Source organism: Leisingera caerulea DSM 24564, assembly GCF_000473325.1.
In the GTDB taxonomy this organism is placed as follows: Bacteria; Pseudomonadota; Alphaproteobacteria; order Rhodobacterales; family Rhodobacteraceae; genus Leisingera; species Leisingera caerulea.
Map to the genome: position 1 here is coordinate 256,917 of NZ_AXBI01000020.1, position 19,078 is coordinate 275,994.

The following is a 19,078-nucleotide window of genomic DNA, read 5'->3' on the forward strand; positions in this document are numbered from 1 at the left end:
CTGCTTGCCGCATGCTGGCCTGGCGCCAGCACAGCAACGCAGACCTTCAATTTCGCGAACGGCCATTCAAAAGGAGTTTCCCATGAGCCTGCTCGAAAAAATCCGCGCTGACGCGCTTGCAGCGCGCAAGGCCAAGGCGCCCGAAGCGGGCGGCCTTGTGACCCTGATCGGCGAAATCGACACCAAGACCAAGAGCTTCAACCCGGCACGCGAGATGACCGATGAAGAGGTCGTGGGGGTCGTGAAGAAGTTCCTCAAGAACATCGGCGAGACGCTGTCTCACGCCGGAAGCCGCGCTGACGGCAAGATCCTGGCCGAGAAGGCCGCCCTCGAACAGTATCTGCCCGCGCAGATGTCTGATGAAGAGCTGCGGGCCTTCGCTGAAGCCAAAGCTGCCGAAGGCATGAACATGGGTCAGATCATGGGTGCGCTGAAAGCGGAACGCGGCGGCCAGTATGACGGCAAGAAGGCCTCGGGCATCGTGAAGGCTGCCCTGGCGGGATGATCCATTGGATCGTCTCCCGGCAAGCGGCCTTCCGGCTTGCCGGGCTGAGGACCGGCCGCAGGAACCTTCTTGAGGCGATCCCGGCTTCTGGCGGCATCTTGTCGATTGCAGAGTGGGACGGCATTGAGGCCATCCTGCCCTCCGAGGCTGGCACCGCGGGCCAGCAGGTGGCCGTATATGGCGGCCATCCTTTCCTGGAAGCGGTAAAGCGGCAGAGGCCGGAATGGTCTGGCGGGATCTTCCACGATCCGTACCTCCTCTCCAGCCAGGCCGTGATCCGCGCGATCGGTCCGTTGGCGCTGAACTCTCACTCCAGCCTGATGTGCTTGAGAGAGGCTCGGGAAATGGTGCTGGCGGGGGAAAGCCTGTTCCTGCGCCCGGACCGCGCAGACAAGACCTTTGCCGGACGGGTGTTCACCCGGAAAGATCTTGATCTGCTGCCGGATGATCCGGACCTCGCGGTCATTGCCTCCGCGCCCCGGGAGATCTTTGCGGAATACCGCTTCGTTGTCGTGGACCGTGAGGTCGTGACAGGCTCGCAATACGCCCGCGCCGGGAAGCTCGATGTCCGTGTGGATGTCGATCCTGCCTGTAGGGCGGTCGCGAAACAGGCTGCATGCCTTTACGCACCGGTTCCGGCCTATGTCTGCGATGTCGCGGAAACCCCGGAAGGGCCCAGGGTGGTGGAGTACAACTCCTTCAGCGCCGCCGGCCTTTATGCCTGTGACGCATCGGCAATTGCCGATGCGCTGGCTCAGCACTTCGAACCGCCCGCAGCCTGACGGCTCCGGGCGGTCTGGCCTGCCCGGTCAGAAAACCGGGCAGCCGCTTTCCGATATCGCACCGGAATAGACCGGGTATCCCGGCTTCGGGTTCAGAATGACGTTCTGAAGACCGGTAATGCGGTACATGCAGGCATCCGACGCGGCTTTTCCGACGCCCTTGCCGTCGACGTAGATGTCGATCCAATCGTGACCCTGGTAGCCGCTGTGGCAGGGGCCGTCCTGCGGGGACGGGCCATCGCCGCAAAGATCCTCAACAATTGCGTATTTTCGCAAACGCTCGATGTAGAAGCGGGTTCCGGCGGGATAGTCCATGATGCTGCGGCCGTTTTTCTTGACATGGCCGACAGCCAGTGTGACCGGGTCATCATAGGTGCCGGTTCCGCCTGCCTTGCGATGGATCACCGGGCGCGCAATCTGCGCGGATCCTGGCGGAGTATTATCCCAGTAGCTGTAGCCGGTCAGGTACATTGTCCGGCGGGCTTCACCGCTCGAGGTTTCCGTCTTGACCGGCTCTGCGCTCCCGCCGCCTCCGCAGGCAGTGGTGAGAGCAACCGCCGCAAATGCAGCAAGGGTTTTCGCAATCGAATTTTTCATGAGTTTTCCCGACTAATCTGACAAGCGGAAACCTGAACTGTTTCTGTTTTTTCGCATAGTCGCAAACGTGCGGGCGGGATTGTTTATCCACACGAAAATGTTCCTGCCCCGTTCTATAGCAGGAACAAATGGCGCCGGATGGCCCGGCGCTTCCGGGGATACCCTTCGGCAGGTTGGCTTAGAGGCAGCCACCCTCTAAGGAGTGACCCCCTTGCATCGCAAAAGTTGGGCCTTATCCCTGCGGCAGCCGGCCGCCACGCCGGACCTGCAGGAGAATGGTCACCGCGTCTTCCCGGGTGACGGGAAGAACCCGCTGAGAAGCGCAGGCGCCCTGCCCGGGTCGCTGTGCCTGCGCCGCGGGGGTGCTGATCCGGGAGGAGAAGACAGGTCTTTGGCGTAGCAGCACATCGAAGGCCCCCGGAATATGCTGCAGTAGCTCAGTGGTAGAGCACTCGCTTGGTACGCGAGAGGCCGGGAGTTCAATCCTCCCCTGCAGCACCAGTTTCAGGCATTTCGGGATCCAGCGCCATGACCCTCAGAATGGGGTGTTCCAATGATTGTACAGGTAAAGAACGATCAGCCCTATCAAACCAGGCCCGAACAAAGAGAAGGAAATGCGGCCAAGCCAATACTTGACCGCGCTGGTGGAGAACATGTCCGCCCTGGATAGCGTGTGCGGATAGATCCACCAGAAGAGCACGGAGAATGTGGCGTAGCCCAGGTATACGAGCACAGTGGTTAAACTCTCCACGCGGCCCTCCTTCTGTGGTCTTTGAATGCGCTCAAGGTCAGCGAGCTCAAATCAGCTGCTGATTGAGTGATATTGCCCCGAGGGGAAGAGCGCAAGCACTCCGGCCGCATCGAGGATGCGGCCGGCATCGAATCCCGTAAGGGACGGGTGGCTCCGTAACGAGCCCGCGCGCCGGCACGGTGAACGTCGCTCCCCTGCCCCTCAAGGTGCAGGTATGGCTTCCGCCTCGTGAGCCCGATAATCACGGGGCAACACCTTTCGACACATGTTCCGCCAGCCGCCTCTCTGAGAGGTCTCCCCTCCATTCCTGGAATGGGAAGTTGTCGAGGCTGTGTAAAAGCAGGTCCCAGCACAAGGTGCCCTCTTTTGATTGCGTTTTCTCTTTTTTCGCATACTCTTGCCTAGCCTCAATGCGAAAGTTGACCAGATGAGCTTCCAGGAACGCGGCCGGATGGCCTTCCCCGAATACACAGGCGCCCGCTGCTACATGATGCCTTTCATCCAAGGCCGCGGTGACAGTCTCCCTGAGGCCTTCGCCTCCTACCGCGAGGTTGTCGACCGCTTTGCGCTTCCTGACCAGGAAGGCGAGCTGGGCCTGATCACGATCGATGAAAGCTTCGTGGAAGCGGGAAGGTCTCAGCGCGGGTACGGCGCGGGCGGCCGCACCATCCACACAGAGGCTTGCCTCAGCGGGGAAAACCTGAGCTGGGGCCCCACATGGGGGCCAAGCCCGTTTGTCCGCCTGGAGCGCAGCACCCGCGCCCTGATCGCCAACTCCCTCCCGGACACCTGCATGGTTTGGGATGTTGATGTGGAAGACACAACCCGCGACGGCGATCTCTCGGCCCGCGCCGATCAGTTCCCGCGGGAAGCCGGCCGCATGATGGATGCCGGCGAGGTTATCGAAATCGGGATCTTCACGCCCCATGAGCCGATCCGGCAAAGGCACAGCGGGCCCAGGCAGTTCTTCCGCATTGTGGGTCATGGCGTTCATGGCCGGGAGGACTACTTCACACGGAACGAACACCTCGAGCGCATGGGGTTGCTGCACTGAGGCTGCTCGCGAAGAAGGACGGCACATGTTCAACATTCTGAAACGCACCCGAGCCCAGGCGGCTGGCCGGATCCCGGCCAGCGTCAAAACGGGCCAATGGACCAAAGTCCATCCCACCACCTTGATTGGCGAGCGCGTCAGGCTCGGCAACTGGAGCAGTGTCGGCCCCGGCTCTGATATCGCGGAGGATTGCATCTTTGGCGATTGGGCAAGGACCGGCAGGCGTGTCACTCTTGGCCGCGGGGTCCGCCTTGGCAGCCATACGATCATCCAGGATGATGTGTCCGTACCGGCTGGCACGGTCTTCGAAGACCACGACCTCGTGACCCCGGATGGCGTTATCGCGAACCGGACCGGTGGATCCATCACTTCCCTCTTTGATGGCATCTACCAGATCACCACCGTATCTGGCGTGTATCTGGTTCGCGAAGAGGCTTACGATCGCAGCCTTCTTGAAGACTTCCAATGGGGCCGATCCGACGACCTGGAGGATTGCAGGGTCCCAAGGCTCCCAGCCACACAGGAGGAGCGTGAAATGATGCTGCGCGATGCGGAAGCCGCCTGCCGGCGGGCCAGGTTCCGAGTGGTTACCCCTGAAGGCGATGACCTGGGGCCAGGATTGTAATAGGCATTGAAGGCGCGTGTTGCAGTTCCCTTCTGCCTGGGCGCCGCTTACGATAGCCGAGCAACAAGATGGAGCAGAAATGTCTGAACGTACTCTGATGCCGGAACTTGAGCGCCACTTCCAGGCTCTCGCGGACAGGCTGGGAAACCTGAAAACGCCCGTTCACGCCTACATCGCCGGAGGCGTGGCCATCAACTACCACACCGGATACCGGATGTCCGATGATGTGGATGTGAAATGGTCGCATCGGGTTGCAATTCCTCCCGACATGCAGGTTTTCGAAGTCGTCAACCCTGACGATCAAGACGATGTGATGCTCGTCGGGATGGATGGGAACTTCTCCGATACGCTTGGGTCTTTCCCGCCCAATTGGGAGGAGAACTCACTGGAAGTCTGCCGGGTCGGGGATATCGTTTTGCACATCATGGATCCTGTCGACCTGGCAGTTTCCAAGGTTGGCCGTTTTATCGAGCGCGACCGCGACGATATCAAGGAACTGGCCGCGCACGGGCTGATCGACATTGAGAAGTTCAAAAAACGCGTCGAGGAGGCATTGGATTATTATGTTGGCGACACAACATTCATTAAGTACAATGTTGCCGATGCGATCGAACTGATCGAACAGGAATGAAATGGCGAATGCGAACCGAAATAACGGGCTGAGCCCGGCACGGCGCCGCGAGAAGGATATGCTTGACCTTCTCGCGCGTGTTGCCGTGCATGGGTTCACCCCTACCGGTTCGGAGGATGAAGGGCACCTTCGGCAATTGGGTTATGCGGCGAATGTTGCACGCGGCCGTGTCGAAGATCCCCAGGACTACCTCGGCAAGGTCGTCAAGTATTGCCGGTCGCATCTGCCTGAGCGGCCAGCCCCTGCGGGCGTGTACCGGGACCCGGTGCAAAAGCGCTGGGGGGCAAAGTGGAATCTGGACGTGGGCAAGGTCAGATCAGAGCTTCCGCTGCATGTTCAGAAGCTGAAGCGCTCCGCCTTGAAGGCCGAGCAGCAGAGCCCCGGCTTATAAATCCGCCAGCTGAGACCACTCTGCAGCGCGCTGCCTCTGCGTGGAGCTGCCGCGCGCGGCGAAGCTGCGATAAACCCTTGCGTTTATACTTTTTCGCATATAGCTTGCGTCGCAATAGGGCCCCTGGCCGAATTACATTCGAGGATTATGCCAATGCCAATTCCGCAAATTCTTTCCTGGTTCCGCAAGGCGGTCCCCGCTCCCGAGAAGAAGAACTTCAACACCCAGACCGGTGTGCATTTCGAAGAGGTCGCCGAAATGATGGACGCCCTGAAGGGCGATGATGCCGCATCTGAAGCGAGCCTGGCCGCGGTGCGCAGCGCGCTGCATGACTTCGCAACAGATATGAAATCAGGCGCGGTCCAGGTGAGCGTTTCTGATCCGGTGGAGCTGACGGATGCGATCTGCGACCAGATCGTGACTGGTGTCGGCGTCGCCCATATGGCCGCGATCGACATCGTCCCGGCTGTGCAGGAGGTTGCGGATTCCAACGACAGCAAGTTCGATGCCGATGGCAAACCGATCTTCAATGCAGACAAGAAGATCATGAAGGGGCCGAACTATTTCAAAGCCCGCCTGGGCCGTTTTGCCCAGCACGCAAGATTCCTGTCCGCGCCGGCCAAAGCCTGCTGAAGCCGGGCATAGAGGTCTGCGCCACGGAGTGATCCATGGCGCCACCCGGCCGGCTTGGCATGCTGCCGGGACATGGGGTGCAGGTCCCCGAATTCCTGCTTTGCCAACGTGTGATATCAGCCGCCGCGACGAAACTGCGGCCCGGGATCATGGTAACCCGGACACCTTCCATACCACCAGGAGACAGCGCCAGGAGAGCAAGCTCTGCGCTCCAATTCCATGTGACAGAAAGGAAATTCCATGAACCAGGCTCAAATCGATGCTATCGCCGACGCCGTCCGCTGTGCCGTCCGCCAGATGGGGCTGGACCGCATCAAGGCCGGGGAGTTCTTCGGCATGAAACAGGCGCGCTAAGCGCCCCCTGGAGCAAGGCTCCTGATCCCGAAAATGCGTCCGTAGCTCAACTGGAAGAGCAAGGAAATTCTAGTTCCAAGGCTGCGAGTTCGACCCTCGCCGGGCGCTCCATCATCCCTCCGATCAATTGAGAAAGCCGTCGCTATGAACGCAGAATTTCCCTGCCGCCTGCGCATTCGCCCCGAATGCGAAGCGGATATCAAATCCCTCGAAGCCCTGATCGCTGACCCGCTCGGACCGGACCGGCTGGTCCTGGTGAACCCGGCGCCCGCGGATGCCAGCGAAAGCGCCAAGCTCATGCATCAGCTCGGCGGCATGGTCTGGGAGTTTGAAGCCCGCTCCGCAGATGAGGCCGCCCATCTCATCAGCTGCATGGCCAGGGTTCCCGACGGGCACCGGATGCTGCAAACCATCGATCTGGCTGATGCCTTCACCGGAGACGCCTTCGACGGCGAAGCCGAGCGCGCCCAGAGGATCACAGCGCTCATCGGCGCCGATCATGACGATGCCCTGGAGGCTTACCGCATGTTCATGCCCGGCGTTGAGGCGTCTCCCGGCACGCCCTGATTCCGCAGAACACCCCGCCCCGCCGGATGGCGGGGCGGGGTCAATTCCCGTGGTGTTTTCTTTTTTTCACATTTCATCGTTATGCTTCCGCTAACAATACGAGCAGATCATGAAGGAAGCTCAATGTCTCTGAATACCGATATCCTCCGGGACGCAATCACCCACCGCCGGGCCTGGCTTGATGGCTTGCATGCATTCGCCAAGACCCACCCGCACCGCGCAGCCGACATTGAGGCAGCCTCGGGCGCGCTGAACTCGGCCCCCTCCGGCCCATCAGAGGCCGATGCGGTCTCGGCCGCCACCGGCGTGGAATATGCGCTCCCGGTCATCCGTGACGCTCTGGAGGCTCAAATTGCCCAGGCCGAACGGGAATGGGACGGAGAGGACAGCAACGACGGCGGCTACTGGAAGCACGAGTTGCGCGCGCTGAACCGCCTGGACGCCGAAATCAAACATAACCCGGAGCCAGACCAGGCACCTGAGCCCGCGCTCTGAATCCGGCTGGAGACACGACATGTCATCTGCAGACAGCTCCTGGCGCGTTGGCGCTATTTTCCGCAGCTGCGTCCGCAACGGAAGAGACCGCGAATGGGCCGAAGCCCGGCTGACCGAGAGCATTGGCAAGAGAAATGCCGCAAGCCTGGCGGAGACTTGGTTCCGTCAGGACCCCTTCTTCAATACGATCGATGACGCCAGGGGCCCGGGGCTCAAGACCCCTGCCGGCTTTAGCGCCAGCGTGATCGACAAAGAGCGGGAGCGGTTCCGGGTGCGCGTTGCCGAGAACGAAGCGATCCGCTTCCTGTCAAACACTCCGCCTCCTGATGAGGAGAGGGTACACGCCGCTCTGGCGGAGATCTGCGCTGATGGCGAACCGGGCGCCCTCTATGAGCTGCGCAAGTCGGGCATGTTCGGGATGATCAAGGAGTTTTTCCTACAGGGTAAAAGCCAGGAGGAAGTGCGGGATCTCATCGCGGATCCCGCGCCGGCCTGCGAGCCATCGCTCTAGCCCGGAAATAATGTCTTGCAATTCTTTTTCGCATAACTTATCTAAGGTGCTGCGACTTCTGGCAGCCCTAGCGTGGCAGTCGAAAAAAACGAGGTCGATCCCCAAACTCAATTGTGAGGCTCGATATGAGGATCGTTACCGCTGTTGTTTTCGACGGCAGCACTGACAGGCAGATCGTAAACCGGTTCCGGATGCTTCAAGGCCGGTCGAATATCGACCGGCGTGCTCCGGAAGATCCGGACTTCAAGGCATTCCGCCGGATTTCCGGCAATGCCGCAACACTCGATGACATCGAGACGGCGCTCGGCGCCGCGCTCAGGTCAGCGGCCGATATGGAGCGGGAGGCGGAGACACTCCCCTGCCCGTTTCCGGAAATCCCAGGCCGGCAAGGGTCCGTGGAGGAAGATTGGCGCGAAGGATTGCGCCAGATGCCTTCCATGATCCGGCGCGAGATCGAAACCATCCTCGATCAGATCGAGGATGAACTCGGGTTCAGGCCCGAGCCCAAGGATACCGAGGCCCGCCCGGAGGGCGCGCCCGGTATCTGACAGGCGCCATTGAGGCGCGCTCTGCAAGCGGCCCGGACCACCGGAAGCTTCACCGCAGGGCCGCCTAGCCCCAAGCGGGGCATCGACACATCAATGCCCGCACGGTGCGGGCGCATGCAAACCGGATCAGGCGGCATTCCGCCCGGTCCGCAAGAAAAAAGGATACCCATCATGGGACTGAAACTGCATCACATCGACATTCACGGCTCGGCAGGCGAGCTGGACGGCCAGCCTTTCCGCCTGGAAGCGGATGATACCGGCTGGCGAGCGGAGATCGGCACAGGCGGCGGCGCCTGGAAGCACAAGAGCCCCCTTGCCGCTTCCGGCCGCCGGGCCGCTGCGGAAATCCGCAATCTGACGTACCAGGCGATCGCCGTGTACCGCCAGTTCCAGCGCGGCCGCACCTTGCACGCCTGACATTCCGGTCGTTCAATAAGAAAGGGCGCTGCTTGCAGCGCCCTTCTCATTTATGGCCCCGGATAGGTGCCGGTCGGCGGCGGGTTGTAGGCAGTGTGCGGCCCCGTTGCCATCCGGTCAGCTTCGCAGAGCTGCACGCTGAACTGCCCCGACCAAACTTTTTCAGCAGTGAGTGTCTTCGTTGCGCTCTTCGAGATCCAACTGCGTGCCGGCGCGCATTGCCCCGTATCCGGGTTGAAGAAGGTGGCCTGAGGGATTCGCATGCTGTATCCCATCCAGTAACCCTGCGCAATCGGGGTCTTCGACCCGTTATTCCAGGTGTAGTAGGTCGTCGACCCCTCCTTGACATAAATGGTTGGCGCGCCGCCACGCGTACCGACCCAATTGCAGTCATGGAGTTTGACCCTATCCATATCTGCGATGTTCCGGGTGAAGGCACCGCTGCCGTTGGACCATTCGGGCGCGGAGCGGACCGGCGCCATGATGCGGGTGTTGCCGTCGTTTTCGACGATGCGGCAGGTGCCGTGCTTATCGATTTTCACACGCTCCCCGACCTGAATTGGCAACATGTTCTGAGCGGCCGCGGGAAGCGCACCCCCTGCGAGCACCATGCAGCACGCCACTGCCTGCGCGAATTTGTTCATAACTAAGTATCCGTTCCACTGGGTCCCGTAATGTCGGACAGTATAGCACCATATTATGAAACCAGATAGTATCGTTTTCGCACAAACAATCAGGTCGGCACGATTGGGCATTCAGGCAAGGATGTGCCCGCCCCGCGCAATGCCGAGGTGCAGACTTGCCCGGCCCCGTCAGACGTTGATCAGGATTGGTTCCGTCGCAACCTGTTCAGGGTCATAACCGGCCGCAAGCCTTGCCCGCATTTCCGCAGCCAGGCGGCGATCGTATGCGGGATCCAATGAAAGGCGCCGCGGAACGTCCTGCCCGAAGATATGAAGCGCCAGCGTGCCATCCGCACTAACCCTTTCGATCATCGGATCCTCAGCGAAATACAGGTATGAGGTGTCCTCTCCGGGGCTCGCATACACGGGCGTGACGCAAATCAGCCTGCCGTTTTCCTCAATCACAGAATGGAAAACAAAACCATGTCCGTTCTGCCACCATCCGTGAATAGCCTTTCGACTGCCGCTCCAGTCGTTGCGCTCCATCAGGACCGCATTGTCATGGCAGCACAGATGCAGCATGCCATTCTGTTCCGCAAGCTCCCAGCGCGGGATCGGCTGGAAGTCCAGTTCGAGGATGTGGCTGAGCACTCTCTCATCATGTTCGGTGTAATGAATTTCAAGCAGGTCACATTCTGCCAGAAGTTCAGAAGCAAGGGTCGATACCCCTTTAATGCCCTGGTCCAAGCGCAAGACTCCAAAAGAGCCACGATGTGGCGATGCTGTAATATGCGCTGTTGTTTTTCGCAAATAAAGTAAAATATGATGGCGATTGATGCTTTTCGCATTTTCGCTGAGCGCAGGTAGGCTGCTCAGGTATCAACTGCTGGGCCGGGACCAGCAGCTTAAGAGGGACGGCTCACGCATGAAGACTTACCATCTGTTTCGGTTTCACATGTCCGCAGAGCAACAGGCCCGCATGGACGCCGGCGACACGCACCTGCGGACCGCGGCCATGAAAGCTGGCCTGGGCCAAATCGGCGATGCTCTTGCGATGAATATGTACCGCCACGTGGCCAGCCTGAAAGCGCTGGATGAGGATGAAGCCTTTTTGAAGGTCCGCGCCAAGGCAAAGACCAGCTGCGCCGCGGGCGAGCGCTTCGAGGATCAGGGAAAGGACACCCGCGAAACAGGGGTCGGGGACATTGTCATTGATGTCGAGGACGGAGACGCGTGGGTGCGGGCACCTTCGGCATGGGAAAACCTCAGCTGGGATCGGTGCGCGAAGTTTTTCATGATGGCGCATGAGCTTGAGCTTGATCTGTCAGACCCGGAACCGGAGGACACCTCTCTGGAGCCAGCTCTGTAAGCCCGGCGCAGCTGTGACACCGGAGATCATATTCACGCTCGCGGCGATTGTTCCGGCCGCAGCCGGCTGCCTCATGCGGAAACTCCCCTGGGCCGTTCCTGCCGCGCTCGCGACGGTGGCCGCGGGTGTCGCCGGCTATTTGCTCTGGCTTGCCCCTGATGCGGGGCTTGCAGGCACTGGCCTGGCCATAATCGCGCTCTGCGCGGCCGCGCCCACAGCCATCGCCCTGCTCACAGGATACTGGCTTGGCCGTGCTTTGTCCGTGCGGGGGCGGCGCAGCACAAAAGACCTTGCGGGACCCAAGTCGCGCTAGTTTTCCCTTTTCTCGCAAAATCCGACGTGTTAGCCAGCCCCAACATTATTTGGATTTCACCGGGCAGATTCGAAGGTCTCATCAGAAACGTCTTGTGGTCTTCAGTGGCGCCGGGCTTTCGGCCGACAGCGGCATCTCCACATTCAGAGGCGAGGATGGCACTTGGGCCAGCCACAGCCTGGATGAGGTATGCAACATCCACAGCTGGAAGCGCAATTTCGACCTCGTCCATCGGTTCTACAATGATCTCCGGACCGGCCTGCAGACGGTGCAGCCGAACGCCATGCACAAGCTGCTCGCCGACTGGCAGAGACGCTTCGGTGCGGAGTTGATCACGCAAAACATCGACAATCTCCTTGAGCGCTCTGGAGCGGAAAACGTGCTCCACCTGCATGGATCCCTGCCGGAGATGAAATGTGAAGCCTGCGGGCGCATCTGGCAGATCGGGCTCCGCGAATGGGATCAGGATAGGGAACGCTGCACATGCAATTCGCGCAAGGGCGTGAAGCCGAACGCCATCTTCTTCGGCGAAACCGCCCCGGCATATTTGCAGCTGCGCAAGACCATGAAGACCCTGAAGCGGGATGACGTTCTGGTTGTTATCGGCACGGATGGCGCTGTGGTGCCGATCGGCTCCTTCGCTGCTGAAGCGCCCTGCCGAACAGTGATCAACACCCTGGCACCCGTTCCTGCGGAACGCTGGCGCCCGGGCATGGTCAAGCCGGAGATGTTTGACCGCACCGTGTACCGCCGCGCGGTCGAAGCGGTGGATGATATTGATGAAATCGTGACGGCCTGGATGAAAGCCAGCCCCGTCGAAAAAACCTTCACTGAGGAGTCAAAAAATGACCATGAGTAATGAGAAAATTGAAGTTGGGGATTCCATCCGTCATGCGAAACGCAACTCCCGGTACCGCGTCTTCAGCCGCCTGACTGTGCCGCTTGCGGATTTGCAGGACGAGGCCCGGATGTGGCTCAGCGAAACGGATGGTCCCTCCACTGAGGAACGCGGGCTGAAACTGCAGCCCATTGGTTCAATCGATCCTGGCCGGACGGAACGGTTCCGCTTGAATGTAATGGTGCAAATCGATGAGGAAACCCGGTTGCACCAGGCAGCGAGCGGGCAGTCCGAAATTGATGTCTACGTTTACATGAGCCTGGATCACGCAGGCCAGAACTTCGTGCGGCCGGTCTGCGAGTTTACGGACAGCAGATTTTACTGCCTTTCGGATGATCATCCGGCTTCGTGGACGGTCCAGTCCCTTTTCCCCTCCGAGCAGCGGCAGGTTTTTGAGGATTACAAGGCGGTGAAATTGGGCGCTGATGCGGAGGGCACTCTCCTCGAGGCAGTAGTACGCGGCTATTCGGGCGAACTGGCACCCAGCCCCGTAGATAGGACAATGATTGCCGCTCATATCTCTGAAGAATTTGCCGGAATGGGCATCGCGGACAAGTTTTACCACGAGTTCAGCCCCGAGGAGACACTTGCGATCAAGGAACTGTGCGCCCTGCAGGATCTTAGCCCGAGCGCTGTCGTGCGTCAGGCCTTGCGCCTGTATCAGTCGCAAGTGAAGGGACCTCTGCCCAGACCTGTCACGGGTTGCATGGACGACTGACACGACCAGCCGGACGCCTCGCCATAGCGGGCGTCCGGCTTTAACTTCCTGACGCATCCGTCTATTCGGCTTCACAAAAGTCCGAATCGAGGGATGACCATGCCAGCCTGCGCGAACTGCGACGCCCCAGAAGCCGCCTCCTTCTCAGATGGCCGGCTCATTGATGGCGGGTACGGGCAATTCGATGAGATCAGTCTGGTCTGGCTCGATCGCAGCGCTGCCGTTGAGGGCGCGCTGTGTGATGCATGCCTCGAAAGCCTTCTGACCCAATCGACCATCGAAATTTACGATGAGCCGGGCATGTTCGAGGCGGGGCGCCGCCCCGGCCTGGCCGCATACCAGGCGCTTTTTGAGGCCGGCGCAGACCGCATTCGGCACAGCTTCCATGATCTCAACGGAACAAGGGTGTATGCCAGCCGCCCCCTCGGCGGCGATGGCTGGAAGGCCATAGTGGAGCTGCGCGCGCAGCTCTGCAATGACGACACCTTCAGCGAGGTTGCCCAGCGTGAACACAAACAGCCCGGCATCCTGGCGCTGCGCACTGGTGAGGCTCACGCGATCTCCGCCATTGCCCTGGGGTATGGGGAAGAGGATCCGGGCTTCAAACAGGCTGCGGCGCAATGGGCTGCAAGACGCGTCGAGATCGATGATCGAATAGAGCGCAACCGGCAGAGCTTGCTTGGCCCCATGATGTAGCAGCGCTTCCGCATCTACACAGAAACGTAACCCTTGGATTCCACAAGTGTAGAGATGCAGTAGTCCAGCATTGGCGCCATACCATTTGTAGATTGCGATAATGTCTAAACCGGCACCGGCTGCCGCGAAGCGCCGCCCCAACCTGCGGATGTTCATTTTTCGCATTTCCCCTTTTGCAGTTTGCGAAAATATATTAGATTTCCTTTGAAATGTCTTAGAGCAACAGAATTCATCAAATAGGATATCCCGGCATGAGCAAGAAACTCGGAACCGTACTGATCGCTGGCGGCATCGTGCTGATTGGGGCCATTGGCGCCGCGGCCCTGCTCTCCCCTTCAACGCCCGTTGACGACAAGCCCTATGCGCGGGTCCAGGCCCCAGAGCCGGTCGCTCCCCGTGCGAAGGACTACACCGCGCAGGTGATCGACCAATGCCTGTCGTCGACCGACCTGTCGTACCAGGAGTGCGCCGAGATCGCACCGGAGGTGACTGAGGACCTGGTAAGCATCCGGCCCCACCCTTCTCAAAACGTTTGCGAAAACGAATACGGAGTCGGTGCATGCCATCAAGACGGCGCCGGAATGTTCCTGCCGATCGCCGCCATGCTGATCGCGACCGAACTCGTCGATGAGGTCGGCGACTACTACGAGAAGAAGACCCGGGCAGGCCGCACGGGCGTGCAGCCCATTCGCACCGGTAAGCCTGCAGCTTCGGATGGATCCGCGAAGAGCTGGTCCGCCGCCTCAGCGCCGAAGCCAGCGGTTCTTTCCAAGCCCGAACCGAAGACGATGCCCGCAACAGGCGGCTCAACCGAGAACTGGGCGGCGACATCGCGCAGCGTGCCCGCAACCGCCCCGGCCACAAAGCCGGTAAGCCTCTCAAAGCCCGCTCCGGCCGCAGCACCGAAACCCGCGCCCTCCCCTGCCGCCGCAGGCGGCTCTACCGAGAACTGGGCGGCCACCTCGCGCAGCGTGCCCGCAACGGCTTCGGCCGCAAAGCCGGTGAGCCTCTCGAAGCCCGCCCCGGCCGCAGCGGCGAAGCCCGCACCCAAGACTGTGCCTGCCGCATCGTCTTCCGCAGCGCCGGTTCAGAAGAGCGCTCCGAAACCGCAGAGGCCTGCGGTCAAAAGCCCACCCGTTCAACGCCAGCGGGCCACTCCGAAACGGCACAGCTCTTCGAAGAGCTCCACAAGAAGGTCTTCCGGCAACAGCCGCCGCAGGCGGCGCTGAATGCGCGCCACAGCCTGAACCAGGAGGCCAGCCACCAGGCTGGCCTTTTATTTTGAGCAGGCGGCCAGGCGGCGCAGATGCACCAAGAGAACATTCAATCAGGCAAGCGGCACCAGGAGGCTATGATGCGTATCGGGAATGTGGAGAAAGAACTGCTGGAAAAGGCCCTGTTGGACGGAAGGCTTACGGGGATGGCCCGCGCAAGGCGGGCCGAGCGCGACGCGCTGGAGCGGCTTCGATCCAAAGGGCTGATGCATGAGGCGGGTGGTATCTGGTTTCCTACCAGCGCCGCGGAAGAGCTGATGTCCTGAACGAGCGCGCAGGGCGCTAGCGGGCCTGGCAGAGTGGCAGACCGCTCTTCAAGCCTTGAAAATAAGAACGGGCGGCCAGATCTCTCCGGCCGCCCGTTTCACCTCTTCGATGCTCCTTAGGCTGCCGCGGGCAGCCTGCCCAGAGACCGCTGGAACGCCTGCAGGCCAATCCGCTCTGTCGCAATGTAGTGCAGCTGCATTCCGGTCAGGTCATGGTCGTCAGGCAAATGGAACACATGGGCCTTCTGTTCCCGGCAGCGTGTGCCCACAAAGACGGCGCCAATCCGGTCGAAGGCGGCCTTGGCCTCCCCGGCCGTGATCTTGAGGCCGCCCGCATCCAGCGCAAAAATCGTGCTATTGACCTGAGCGGATGACAGATCAGTCAGGGCCTCTGCGGAGCCAGGATCCTGAACCTCCCGCACCAGAATGCCCACCGATTGGCTGACTTCACACACCGCCCCGGTATGGGCGCGCAGCAGTTCCGCCTTCTCCTCATCATCAAAATGCGCGACCAGATGCACATCTTCATTCAGGGCCGCAACGGCCATACCCGCGGCCAGGGTCATGTCATCGTTATCCGCATAAACGAGCACGTTTCTGGCACTCTGAACACCGGCCCGGAGTAGATCTTCCTTGCTGGACAGAGATTCAGCGCGCACGAAGGAGATCTGGCTGTGATCGATGTTCACATCCTGCCGCGCAACGAGGATGAGGGGGCCGCAGCGCTTATTGCCCGCCTTGATCTCATCGATCATCTTGCGGGTCCGCACCGGGTGATATCCAATCAGGACGGTCGCGCCCTGAACGTCGCTGAAATCGCCGTTACCGTTCATTCGTTTTCTCCAGATATGCGCAAATGCAATGCCGACTTTCGCAAGCATCAGCGGGGTAATCGTCAAGCTGCCAGGCACCAGCCACAGTGCGACCACCATTTTCCCCCAGCTTGTCAGGGGGGAAAGGTCACCGTAACCAAAGGTCGAGATTGAGACCATATAGTAGTAGATGAACTCCACCGCCGGGGTGAGATGGCCCTCTCCCGCGAGCCAGAGACCGGCCCAAGTGACAGCGGCGTGAATAGAAAACATGGCCAGCAGAACCTGCCAGCGCATCTCTGCGGCCATTACATAGAGCCGCAGCACCAAGTGATTGATCATTCTCTCACCCAATTTGCGAAAATTATTTCCGCAATATTTCAATCAGCGCCAGGCGTGTCAATCATATTGTTTTTCGCATCTTCTTGTTCGCGGCGGGCTTACCGGGAACCCAGCGGAAGTTCCGCAAGGTGCTGAGGGCATAGATGCCCCCGCAGCCAATCAAAACGCTCCACAAAACGGATTCCTGAAGGATGCCGACCGCGGCTGCGAAGAAAAATGGCCCGCTCAGGAGGCCGCGCAGGTCGCGTTTGAGCTTTGCACCGCATTTGGGGCAATCGAGTTGCCCTGGCTTCAGCTCCCCGCCACAAATCCCGCATCCGATCATGCTCGTCTCCATTAAAAGGCTTTCCCGGACGTGGCCGGATTGTTCCGTGCGTCAAATCTACCACCGTCCAGCCTGGAGCAGGAACGCCGGGTCGCGTGGAAATTGTGGATAACTGGATAGTTTTCTTCTTCTTTTCGCAGGCCCGTGCTGAACTGAAGGAGCAACAGCAAGGAGGTACGCCATGCGCAACACCCTGTCCTCCACCCTCAGCACGCGGGGCATGTCTTTTGACCGCCTCCGCTCCGGGCCCAGGGAGGGCTCTGAGCTGAACGGCCTCTGTTGCGGCTGGGAGATCCCCCGCCTTGACCCGGGATAGTCTCCGATCCAGGCCCGCCGGGCCATGACCCCTGCGATGTCTGATCGCATAAAAAAGGCCGCGTCATCTGGCGCGGTCACCGCTATCCGAAACCTTACGCAAGGAATGCGAATAATTTATTTGCATGCCAGTGAAAAATCGTGCAACTGTCCCGCGCATGGGACGGGCAGCATTGTTCGCGATGCCTGGCCAAGCACATTGATTGAATAGAGACTGATATGCCTGACTACTGCCAGCGCACGGATTCCCTGCGCCCTGTCGCTTCTGCTTTTCCAGCCGACTCCATCCCCGCCCCGTCGAATGGCGAACCGCGCAAAAGTGCGAAAAATCCCGGCGCAGGTGATGGCCTGCATCAAACTGCCAGCATCATAAAAAACTACTGCGTGCCGCTGATCGAGCACCTGAACCGCGGCATGACAAAGGGGCAGATCCCCCTGCCAGCCCTGGATGCCGCCTTTCTTGCTTTGGAGGCCCTCAAGGATGCAGACCTGCCTGGCGCCGGTTGGCGTGTGGTCGCAGGACGCATCACCATGATTGAAGGATCCGGTTCGCTGTATCAGAAGGGTTTCTGGCTGCAAGCCGACGATGGCCGCATTCTGGATCTTAACCGTCCGGACCTGGACGCCGGTGTCCGCGTTACCAGGGCGGAAGACAGCCTGATCGCGGAGTACCGCTTTGAGAAGGCGCTTACCGACCGCAAAACCAGCCCGCTCTACCGGATCTGGAAGGGCGAAATCGAAGGCTACACCGACTTTGCCAGCCGGGCCGCCATGCGCAGCGCCTATGAGGGAATGAAACAGAAGGTGGCTCAGGCGCTGGCTGCCTCCCTGTCTGCCGGAAACGCCGGCCGCCATTAGCCCTTCTGGTTTTCACGCTTTGCCGCGATCATCACTTCAATCATTGAGGAGATCCTGCGTGAGCCCCCAGAGAAATCTCATCCCCGGCCCCTGGCCGGTCCCCGCACAAGCTGCTGAGCGCCCGGTGCGCCTGGAGCGTTCCGATGGAACCGTTCTTGATGCATTTGCGGATTTCGAAACAGCAATCCGCTACCGTGAAGAGCAGGAACTGGGCGCCGAATGGGAGATCCGGGATGCCCGCGGAGAACCCACCGACATGGATCGGATGCTCCTCCTCGGGATGGTGCTGCGGGACCATCTGCGGTCGATCTGGCGCCACAAGCAATTCGATCTGCTCCTGCATGGAGAAGTGCGAAAATTGCCGAACGTTTCTTGCGATGGCTTGCAGGACCTCTCCGCTCTGAGCGCCGCAGCGGCCCTGAATGACGCGGGCCATGACAACTGGCGCGCCGTCACCGGCCTTGTTCATTCCGGCAGGCTCAGCACGAAACACGCCTGGCTGGAGCGCGAGGACGGGCTGATCCTTGATTTCATGGCCGACAGGTTCGGCCGCGGCCCTCTGGCGCTCATTGAACCGAACGGCCGGCAAGACGCGTGCTACGAAGCTGAAGGAAGCCCTTCAGGCCATGATGAATGGTCACCCTGGACAGAAAGGCTTCCCTCGAAAATATCCGCCATCCTCCCGGAGCCGGAACGGGATCTCGCACCTGCAATGTGACAATGCGAAAAACCTTCGCCGCCCAGATCTCAGGCCAGCTCACAGGGCGCGTTATACGCAGATTGCCATCAGCCCACACGGGAGGCGTCTGTAATTTTGCCTAACATTTTAGGCACCAGATTTGCGAAATACGGATTGCCAAATTTGGGGGGATTGGATAGGGTCACCGCACACGCTGACAGCTTCCCATCTGCGGGTATCTGCCAGCAGTTTTTTCTTGTACCCGTAGTAAATTTTACCTGCCCCAAAACCGTGGGCCATCCGAGCCTGAATGGCGAAAAACTGAAAAGGACGTTGGAATATGCTTACGACTGCCATGCATTGCGACGGAGACCAGGAGCGTATGGGATACGCAGACTTCCCAATGATCTCCCTGTTCGAAAGCAACGCATCGCGCCTTTCCGATAATCAACGGCGCTACCTGACCCTGCCCATTATCGCGGATGCTATCGACATGAACCTCTCCGACCCCGAGCTTCTCGGCGCGGTCGAGGCCCTGGTCAATGCGGGCAAAATCGAGCGGCGGGCTCATTTTGTCGATGCGCAGGACAACGTTCATGACTTCGATGCGGCAACCTATGAAGAGGCAATCCGCCAGGGGAAGTTCAGCCACCCGGACACCGGCGAGGTGATCGAGGGCGTTGACTTTCTGGCCCCTTACTGGGCAGTTCCGTCAGCCGCCTCCTGATC

General features: G+C 60.2%; 27 protein-coding genes and 2 tRNA genes. 22 read left to right on the forward strand and 7 right to left on the reverse strand.

The window, feature by feature from the left end:
• Nucleotides 1-82: 82 nt before the first annotated feature.
• Both CAER_RS0104875 and CAER_RS0104880 read left to right on the forward strand, forming a co-directional pair.
• Nucleotides 83-505 carry a GatB/YqeY domain-containing protein gene (locus tag CAER_RS0104875; protein ID WP_027234308.1) on the forward strand — a complete coding sequence of 141 codons (423 nt, stop codon included), beginning with the start codon at nt 83-85 and terminating at the stop codon, nt 503-505.
• The gene (locus CAER_RS0104880) at nt 502-1,287 is read left to right on the forward strand and encodes an ATP-grasp domain-containing protein (RefSeq protein ID WP_027234309.1); all 786 of its coding nucleotides are present in this window, start codon (nt 502-504) and stop codon (nt 1,285-1,287) included. The genes CAER_RS0104875 and CAER_RS0104880 overlap by 4 nt, the downstream gene beginning before the upstream one ends.
• 27 nt (nt 1,288-1,314) lie before the next feature.
• Here the strand turns inward: CAER_RS0104880 and CAER_RS0104885 are convergent, their stop codons facing one another.
• Entirely contained in the window at nt 1,315-1,884 is a 570-nt protein-coding gene (locus CAER_RS0104885; protein WP_036796885.1) for a hypothetical protein, read from the reverse strand.
• Nucleotides 1,885-2,310: 426 nt separating this feature from the next.
• Between CAER_RS0104885 and CAER_RS0104890 the strand changes: the two genes are divergently transcribed.
• Nucleotides 2,311-2,385 (forward strand) — tRNA-Thr (locus tag CAER_RS0104890).
• 34 nt (nt 2,386-2,419) lie between these two features.
• On the opposite strand, the gene CAER_RS0104895 is transcribed toward CAER_RS0104890, so the two are convergent.
• Nucleotides 2,420-2,635 carry a hypothetical protein gene (locus CAER_RS0104895; protein ID WP_027234311.1) on the reverse strand — a complete coding sequence of 72 codons (216 nt, stop codon included), beginning with the start codon at nt 2,633-2,635 and terminating at the stop codon, nt 2,420-2,422.
• A 427-nt stretch (nt 2,636-3,062) separates the two neighbouring features.
• On the opposite strand from CAER_RS0104895, the gene CAER_RS30015 reads away from it, so the two are divergent.
• From CAER_RS30015 to CAER_RS0104955, 11 genes are all read left to right on the forward strand, one after another.
• Nucleotides 3,063-3,689, forward strand: coding sequence for a hypothetical protein (locus tag CAER_RS30015; protein ID WP_027234312.1), 627 nt, complete (start codon nt 3,063-3,065; stop codon nt 3,687-3,689).
• Nucleotides 3,690-3,714: 25 nt separating this feature from the next.
• Nucleotides 3,715-4,314, forward strand: a complete 600-nt coding sequence (locus tag CAER_RS0104905; RefSeq protein WP_027234313.1) for an LbetaH domain-containing protein — start codon at nt 3,715-3,717, stop codon at nt 4,312-4,314.
• 79 nt (nt 4,315-4,393) lie between these two features.
• Nucleotides 4,394-4,945 carry a DUF6036 family nucleotidyltransferase gene (locus CAER_RS0104910; RefSeq protein WP_154667672.1) on the forward strand — a complete coding sequence of 184 codons (552 nt, stop codon included), beginning with the start codon at nt 4,394-4,396 and terminating at the stop codon, nt 4,943-4,945.
• A 1-nt stretch (nt 4,946) separates the two neighbouring features.
• A complete protein-coding gene (locus CAER_RS0104915) occupies nt 4,947-5,336 on the forward strand; it encodes a hypothetical protein (protein ID WP_036796887.1) in 390 nt (129 codons plus the stop codon).
• Between the two features lie 153 nt (nt 5,337-5,489).
• Nucleotides 5,490-5,969, forward strand: a complete 480-nt coding sequence (locus CAER_RS27515) for a nucleoside triphosphate pyrophosphohydrolase family protein (RefSeq protein WP_051357696.1) — start codon at nt 5,490-5,492, stop codon at nt 5,967-5,969.
• Nucleotides 5,970-6,358: 389 nt separating this feature from the next.
• A tRNA-Arg gene (locus tag CAER_RS0104930) sits at nt 6,359-6,434 on the forward strand.
• Between the two features lie 33 nt (nt 6,435-6,467).
• Nucleotides 6,468-6,890 (forward strand): hypothetical protein, encoded by a 423-nt coding sequence (locus CAER_RS0104935; protein WP_027234316.1) that lies wholly within the window; start codon nt 6,468-6,470, stop codon nt 6,888-6,890.
• A gap of 123 nt (nt 6,891-7,013) precedes the next feature.
• Nucleotides 7,014-7,385, forward strand: coding sequence for a hypothetical protein (locus tag CAER_RS0104940; protein ID WP_027234317.1), 372 nt, complete (start codon nt 7,014-7,016; stop codon nt 7,383-7,385).
• Nucleotides 7,386-7,404: 19 nt separating this feature from the next.
• A complete protein-coding gene (locus CAER_RS0104945) occupies nt 7,405-7,896 on the forward strand; it encodes a hypothetical protein (protein ID WP_027234318.1) in 492 nt (163 codons plus the stop codon).
• A gap of 125 nt (nt 7,897-8,021) precedes the next feature.
• Nucleotides 8,022-8,444 carry a hypothetical protein gene (locus tag CAER_RS0104950; protein ID WP_027234319.1) on the forward strand — a complete coding sequence of 141 codons (423 nt, stop codon included), beginning with the start codon at nt 8,022-8,024 and terminating at the stop codon, nt 8,442-8,444.
• A gap of 171 nt (nt 8,445-8,615) precedes the next feature.
• On the forward strand, nt 8,616-8,861 hold the full coding sequence (locus CAER_RS0104955) for a hypothetical protein (RefSeq protein ID WP_027234320.1): 246 nt from the start codon (nt 8,616-8,618) through the stop codon (nt 8,859-8,861).
• Nucleotides 8,862-8,911: 50 nt separating this feature from the next.
• Here the strand turns inward: CAER_RS0104955 and CAER_RS0104960 are convergent, their stop codons facing one another.
• Both CAER_RS0104960 and CAER_RS27520 read right to left on the reverse strand, forming a co-directional pair.
• Nucleotides 8,912-9,505 (reverse strand): hypothetical protein, encoded by a 594-nt coding sequence (locus CAER_RS0104960; RefSeq protein ID WP_027234321.1) that lies wholly within the window; start codon nt 9,503-9,505, stop codon nt 8,912-8,914.
• A gap of 168 nt (nt 9,506-9,673) precedes the next feature.
• Entirely contained in the window at nt 9,674-10,231 is a 558-nt protein-coding gene (locus tag CAER_RS27520) for a hypothetical protein (protein WP_154667673.1), read from the reverse strand.
• A 208-nt stretch (nt 10,232-10,439) separates the two neighbouring features.
• On the opposite strand from CAER_RS27520, the gene CAER_RS0104975 reads away from it, so the two are divergent.
• From CAER_RS0104975 to CAER_RS0104990, 3 genes are all read left to right on the forward strand, one after another.
• Nucleotides 10,440-10,853 (forward strand): hypothetical protein, encoded by a 414-nt coding sequence (locus tag CAER_RS0104975; RefSeq protein ID WP_027234323.1) that lies wholly within the window; start codon nt 10,440-10,442, stop codon nt 10,851-10,853.
• A gap of 362 nt (nt 10,854-11,215) precedes the next feature.
• Nucleotides 11,216-12,025, forward strand: a complete 810-nt coding sequence (locus CAER_RS27525; protein WP_161631066.1) for an SIR2 family NAD-dependent protein deacylase — start codon at nt 11,216-11,218, stop codon at nt 12,023-12,025.
• Complete coding sequence (locus CAER_RS0104990) at nt 12,012-12,782, forward strand: hypothetical protein (protein WP_027234325.1); 771 nt, start codon at nt 12,012-12,014, stop codon at nt 12,780-12,782. The genes CAER_RS27525 and CAER_RS0104990 overlap by 14 nt, the downstream gene beginning before the upstream one ends.
• A 144-nt stretch (nt 12,783-12,926) precedes the next feature.
• Here the strand turns inward: CAER_RS0104990 and CAER_RS29595 are convergent, their stop codons facing one another.
• Nucleotides 12,927-13,643 carry a hypothetical protein gene (locus CAER_RS29595; protein WP_209320189.1) on the reverse strand — a complete coding sequence of 239 codons (717 nt, stop codon included), beginning with the start codon at nt 13,641-13,643 and terminating at the stop codon, nt 12,927-12,929.
• A gap of 86 nt (nt 13,644-13,729) precedes the next feature.
• On the opposite strand from CAER_RS29595, the gene CAER_RS29600 reads away from it, so the two are divergent.
• Together CAER_RS29600 and CAER_RS0105010 are read left to right on the forward strand one after the other, a co-directional pair.
• A complete protein-coding gene (locus CAER_RS29600) occupies nt 13,730-14,707 on the forward strand; it encodes a DUF1190 domain-containing protein (protein WP_154667675.1) in 978 nt (325 codons plus the stop codon).
• 125 nt (nt 14,708-14,832) lie between these two features.
• Nucleotides 14,833-15,018: a hypothetical protein gene (locus tag CAER_RS0105010; RefSeq protein ID WP_154667676.1), complete on the forward strand. Its 186-nt coding sequence runs from the start codon at nt 14,833-14,835 to the stop codon at nt 15,016-15,018.
• Between the two features lie 116 nt (nt 15,019-15,134).
• On the opposite strand, the gene CAER_RS0105015 is transcribed toward CAER_RS0105010, so the two are convergent.
• Complete coding sequence (locus CAER_RS0105015; protein ID WP_154667677.1) at nt 15,135-16,214, reverse strand: potassium channel family protein; 1,080 nt, start codon at nt 16,212-16,214, stop codon at nt 15,135-15,137.
• A 19-nt stretch (nt 16,215-16,233) separates the two neighbouring features.
• Nucleotides 16,234-16,509, reverse strand: coding sequence for a transposase (locus CAER_RS0105020; RefSeq protein ID WP_027234330.1), 276 nt, complete (start codon nt 16,507-16,509; stop codon nt 16,234-16,236).
• Nucleotides 16,510-17,196: 687 nt separating this feature from the next.
• On the opposite strand from CAER_RS0105020, the gene CAER_RS0105025 reads away from it, so the two are divergent.
• The 3 genes from CAER_RS0105025 to CAER_RS0105035 all read left to right on the forward strand — a co-directional run bounded on the left by CAER_RS0105025 (nt 17,197) and on the right by CAER_RS0105035 (nt 19,076).
• Nucleotides 17,197-17,670 carry a hypothetical protein gene (locus CAER_RS0105025; RefSeq protein WP_154667678.1) on the forward strand — a complete coding sequence of 158 codons (474 nt, stop codon included), beginning with the start codon at nt 17,197-17,199 and terminating at the stop codon, nt 17,668-17,670.
• A 58-nt stretch (nt 17,671-17,728) separates the two neighbouring features.
• Entirely contained in the window at nt 17,729-18,388 is a 660-nt protein-coding gene (locus CAER_RS0105030) for a hypothetical protein (protein WP_154667679.1), read from the forward strand.
• 301 nt (nt 18,389-18,689) lie between these two features.
• Nucleotides 18,690-19,076, forward strand: a complete 387-nt coding sequence (locus CAER_RS0105035) for a hypothetical protein (RefSeq protein WP_154667680.1) — start codon at nt 18,690-18,692, stop codon at nt 19,074-19,076.
• Nucleotides 19,077-19,078: the final 2 nt, after the last annotated feature.

Excerpts from the sequence above, each read along its gene's own strand:
- CAER_RS0104875 (WP_027234308.1), top strand. The coding sequence starts at position 83 with ATGAGCCTGCTCGAAAAAATCCGCGCTGACGCGCTTGCAGCGCGCAAG.
- CAER_RS0104880 (WP_027234309.1), top strand. The coding sequence starts at position 502 with ATGATCCATTGGATCGTCTCCCGGCAAGCGGCCTTCCGGCTTGCCGGG.
- CAER_RS0104885 (WP_036796885.1), bottom strand. The coding sequence starts at position 1,884 with ATGAAAAATTCGATTGCGAAAACCCTTGCTGCATTTGCGGCGGTTGCT.
- CAER_RS30015 (WP_027234312.1), top strand. The coding sequence starts at position 3,063 with ATGAGCTTCCAGGAACGCGGCCGGATGGCCTTCCCCGAATACACAGGC.
- CAER_RS0104905 (WP_027234313.1), top strand. The coding sequence starts at position 3,715 with ATGTTCAACATTCTGAAACGCACCCGAGCCCAGGCGGCTGGCCGGATC.
- CAER_RS0104910 (WP_154667672.1), top strand. The coding sequence starts at position 4,394 with ATGTCTGAACGTACTCTGATGCCGGAACTTGAGCGCCACTTCCAGGCT.
- CAER_RS0104915 (WP_036796887.1), top strand. The coding sequence starts at position 4,947 with ATGGCGAATGCGAACCGAAATAACGGGCTGAGCCCGGCACGGCGCCGC.
- CAER_RS27515 (WP_051357696.1), top strand. The coding sequence starts at position 5,490 with ATGCCAATTCCGCAAATTCTTTCCTGGTTCCGCAAGGCGGTCCCCGCT.
- CAER_RS0104935 (WP_027234316.1), top strand. The coding sequence starts at position 6,468 with ATGAACGCAGAATTTCCCTGCCGCCTGCGCATTCGCCCCGAATGCGAA.
- CAER_RS0104940 (WP_027234317.1), top strand. The coding sequence starts at position 7,014 with ATGTCTCTGAATACCGATATCCTCCGGGACGCAATCACCCACCGCCGG.
- CAER_RS0104945 (WP_027234318.1), top strand. The coding sequence starts at position 7,405 with ATGTCATCTGCAGACAGCTCCTGGCGCGTTGGCGCTATTTTCCGCAGC.
- CAER_RS0104950 (WP_027234319.1), top strand. The coding sequence starts at position 8,022 with ATGAGGATCGTTACCGCTGTTGTTTTCGACGGCAGCACTGACAGGCAG.
- CAER_RS0104955 (WP_027234320.1), top strand. The coding sequence starts at position 8,616 with ATGGGACTGAAACTGCATCACATCGACATTCACGGCTCGGCAGGCGAG.
- CAER_RS0104960 (WP_027234321.1), bottom strand. The coding sequence starts at position 9,505 with ATGAACAAATTCGCGCAGGCAGTGGCGTGCTGCATGGTGCTCGCAGGG.
- CAER_RS0104975 (WP_027234323.1), top strand. The coding sequence starts at position 10,440 with ATGTCCGCAGAGCAACAGGCCCGCATGGACGCCGGCGACACGCACCTG.
- CAER_RS0104990 (WP_027234325.1), top strand. The coding sequence starts at position 12,012 with ATGACCATGAGTAATGAGAAAATTGAAGTTGGGGATTCCATCCGTCAT.
- CAER_RS29595 (WP_209320189.1), bottom strand. The coding sequence starts at position 13,643 with ATGCGAAAAATGAACATCCGCAGGTTGGGGCGGCGCTTCGCGGCAGCC.
- CAER_RS29600 (WP_154667675.1), top strand. The coding sequence starts at position 13,730 with ATGAGCAAGAAACTCGGAACCGTACTGATCGCTGGCGGCATCGTGCTG.
- CAER_RS0105010 (WP_154667676.1), top strand. The coding sequence starts at position 14,833 with ATGCGTATCGGGAATGTGGAGAAAGAACTGCTGGAAAAGGCCCTGTTG.
- CAER_RS0105020 (WP_027234330.1), bottom strand. The coding sequence starts at position 16,509 with ATGGAGACGAGCATGATCGGATGCGGGATTTGTGGCGGGGAGCTGAAG.
- CAER_RS0105035 (WP_154667680.1), top strand. The coding sequence starts at position 18,690 with ATGCTTACGACTGCCATGCATTGCGACGGAGACCAGGAGCGTATGGGA.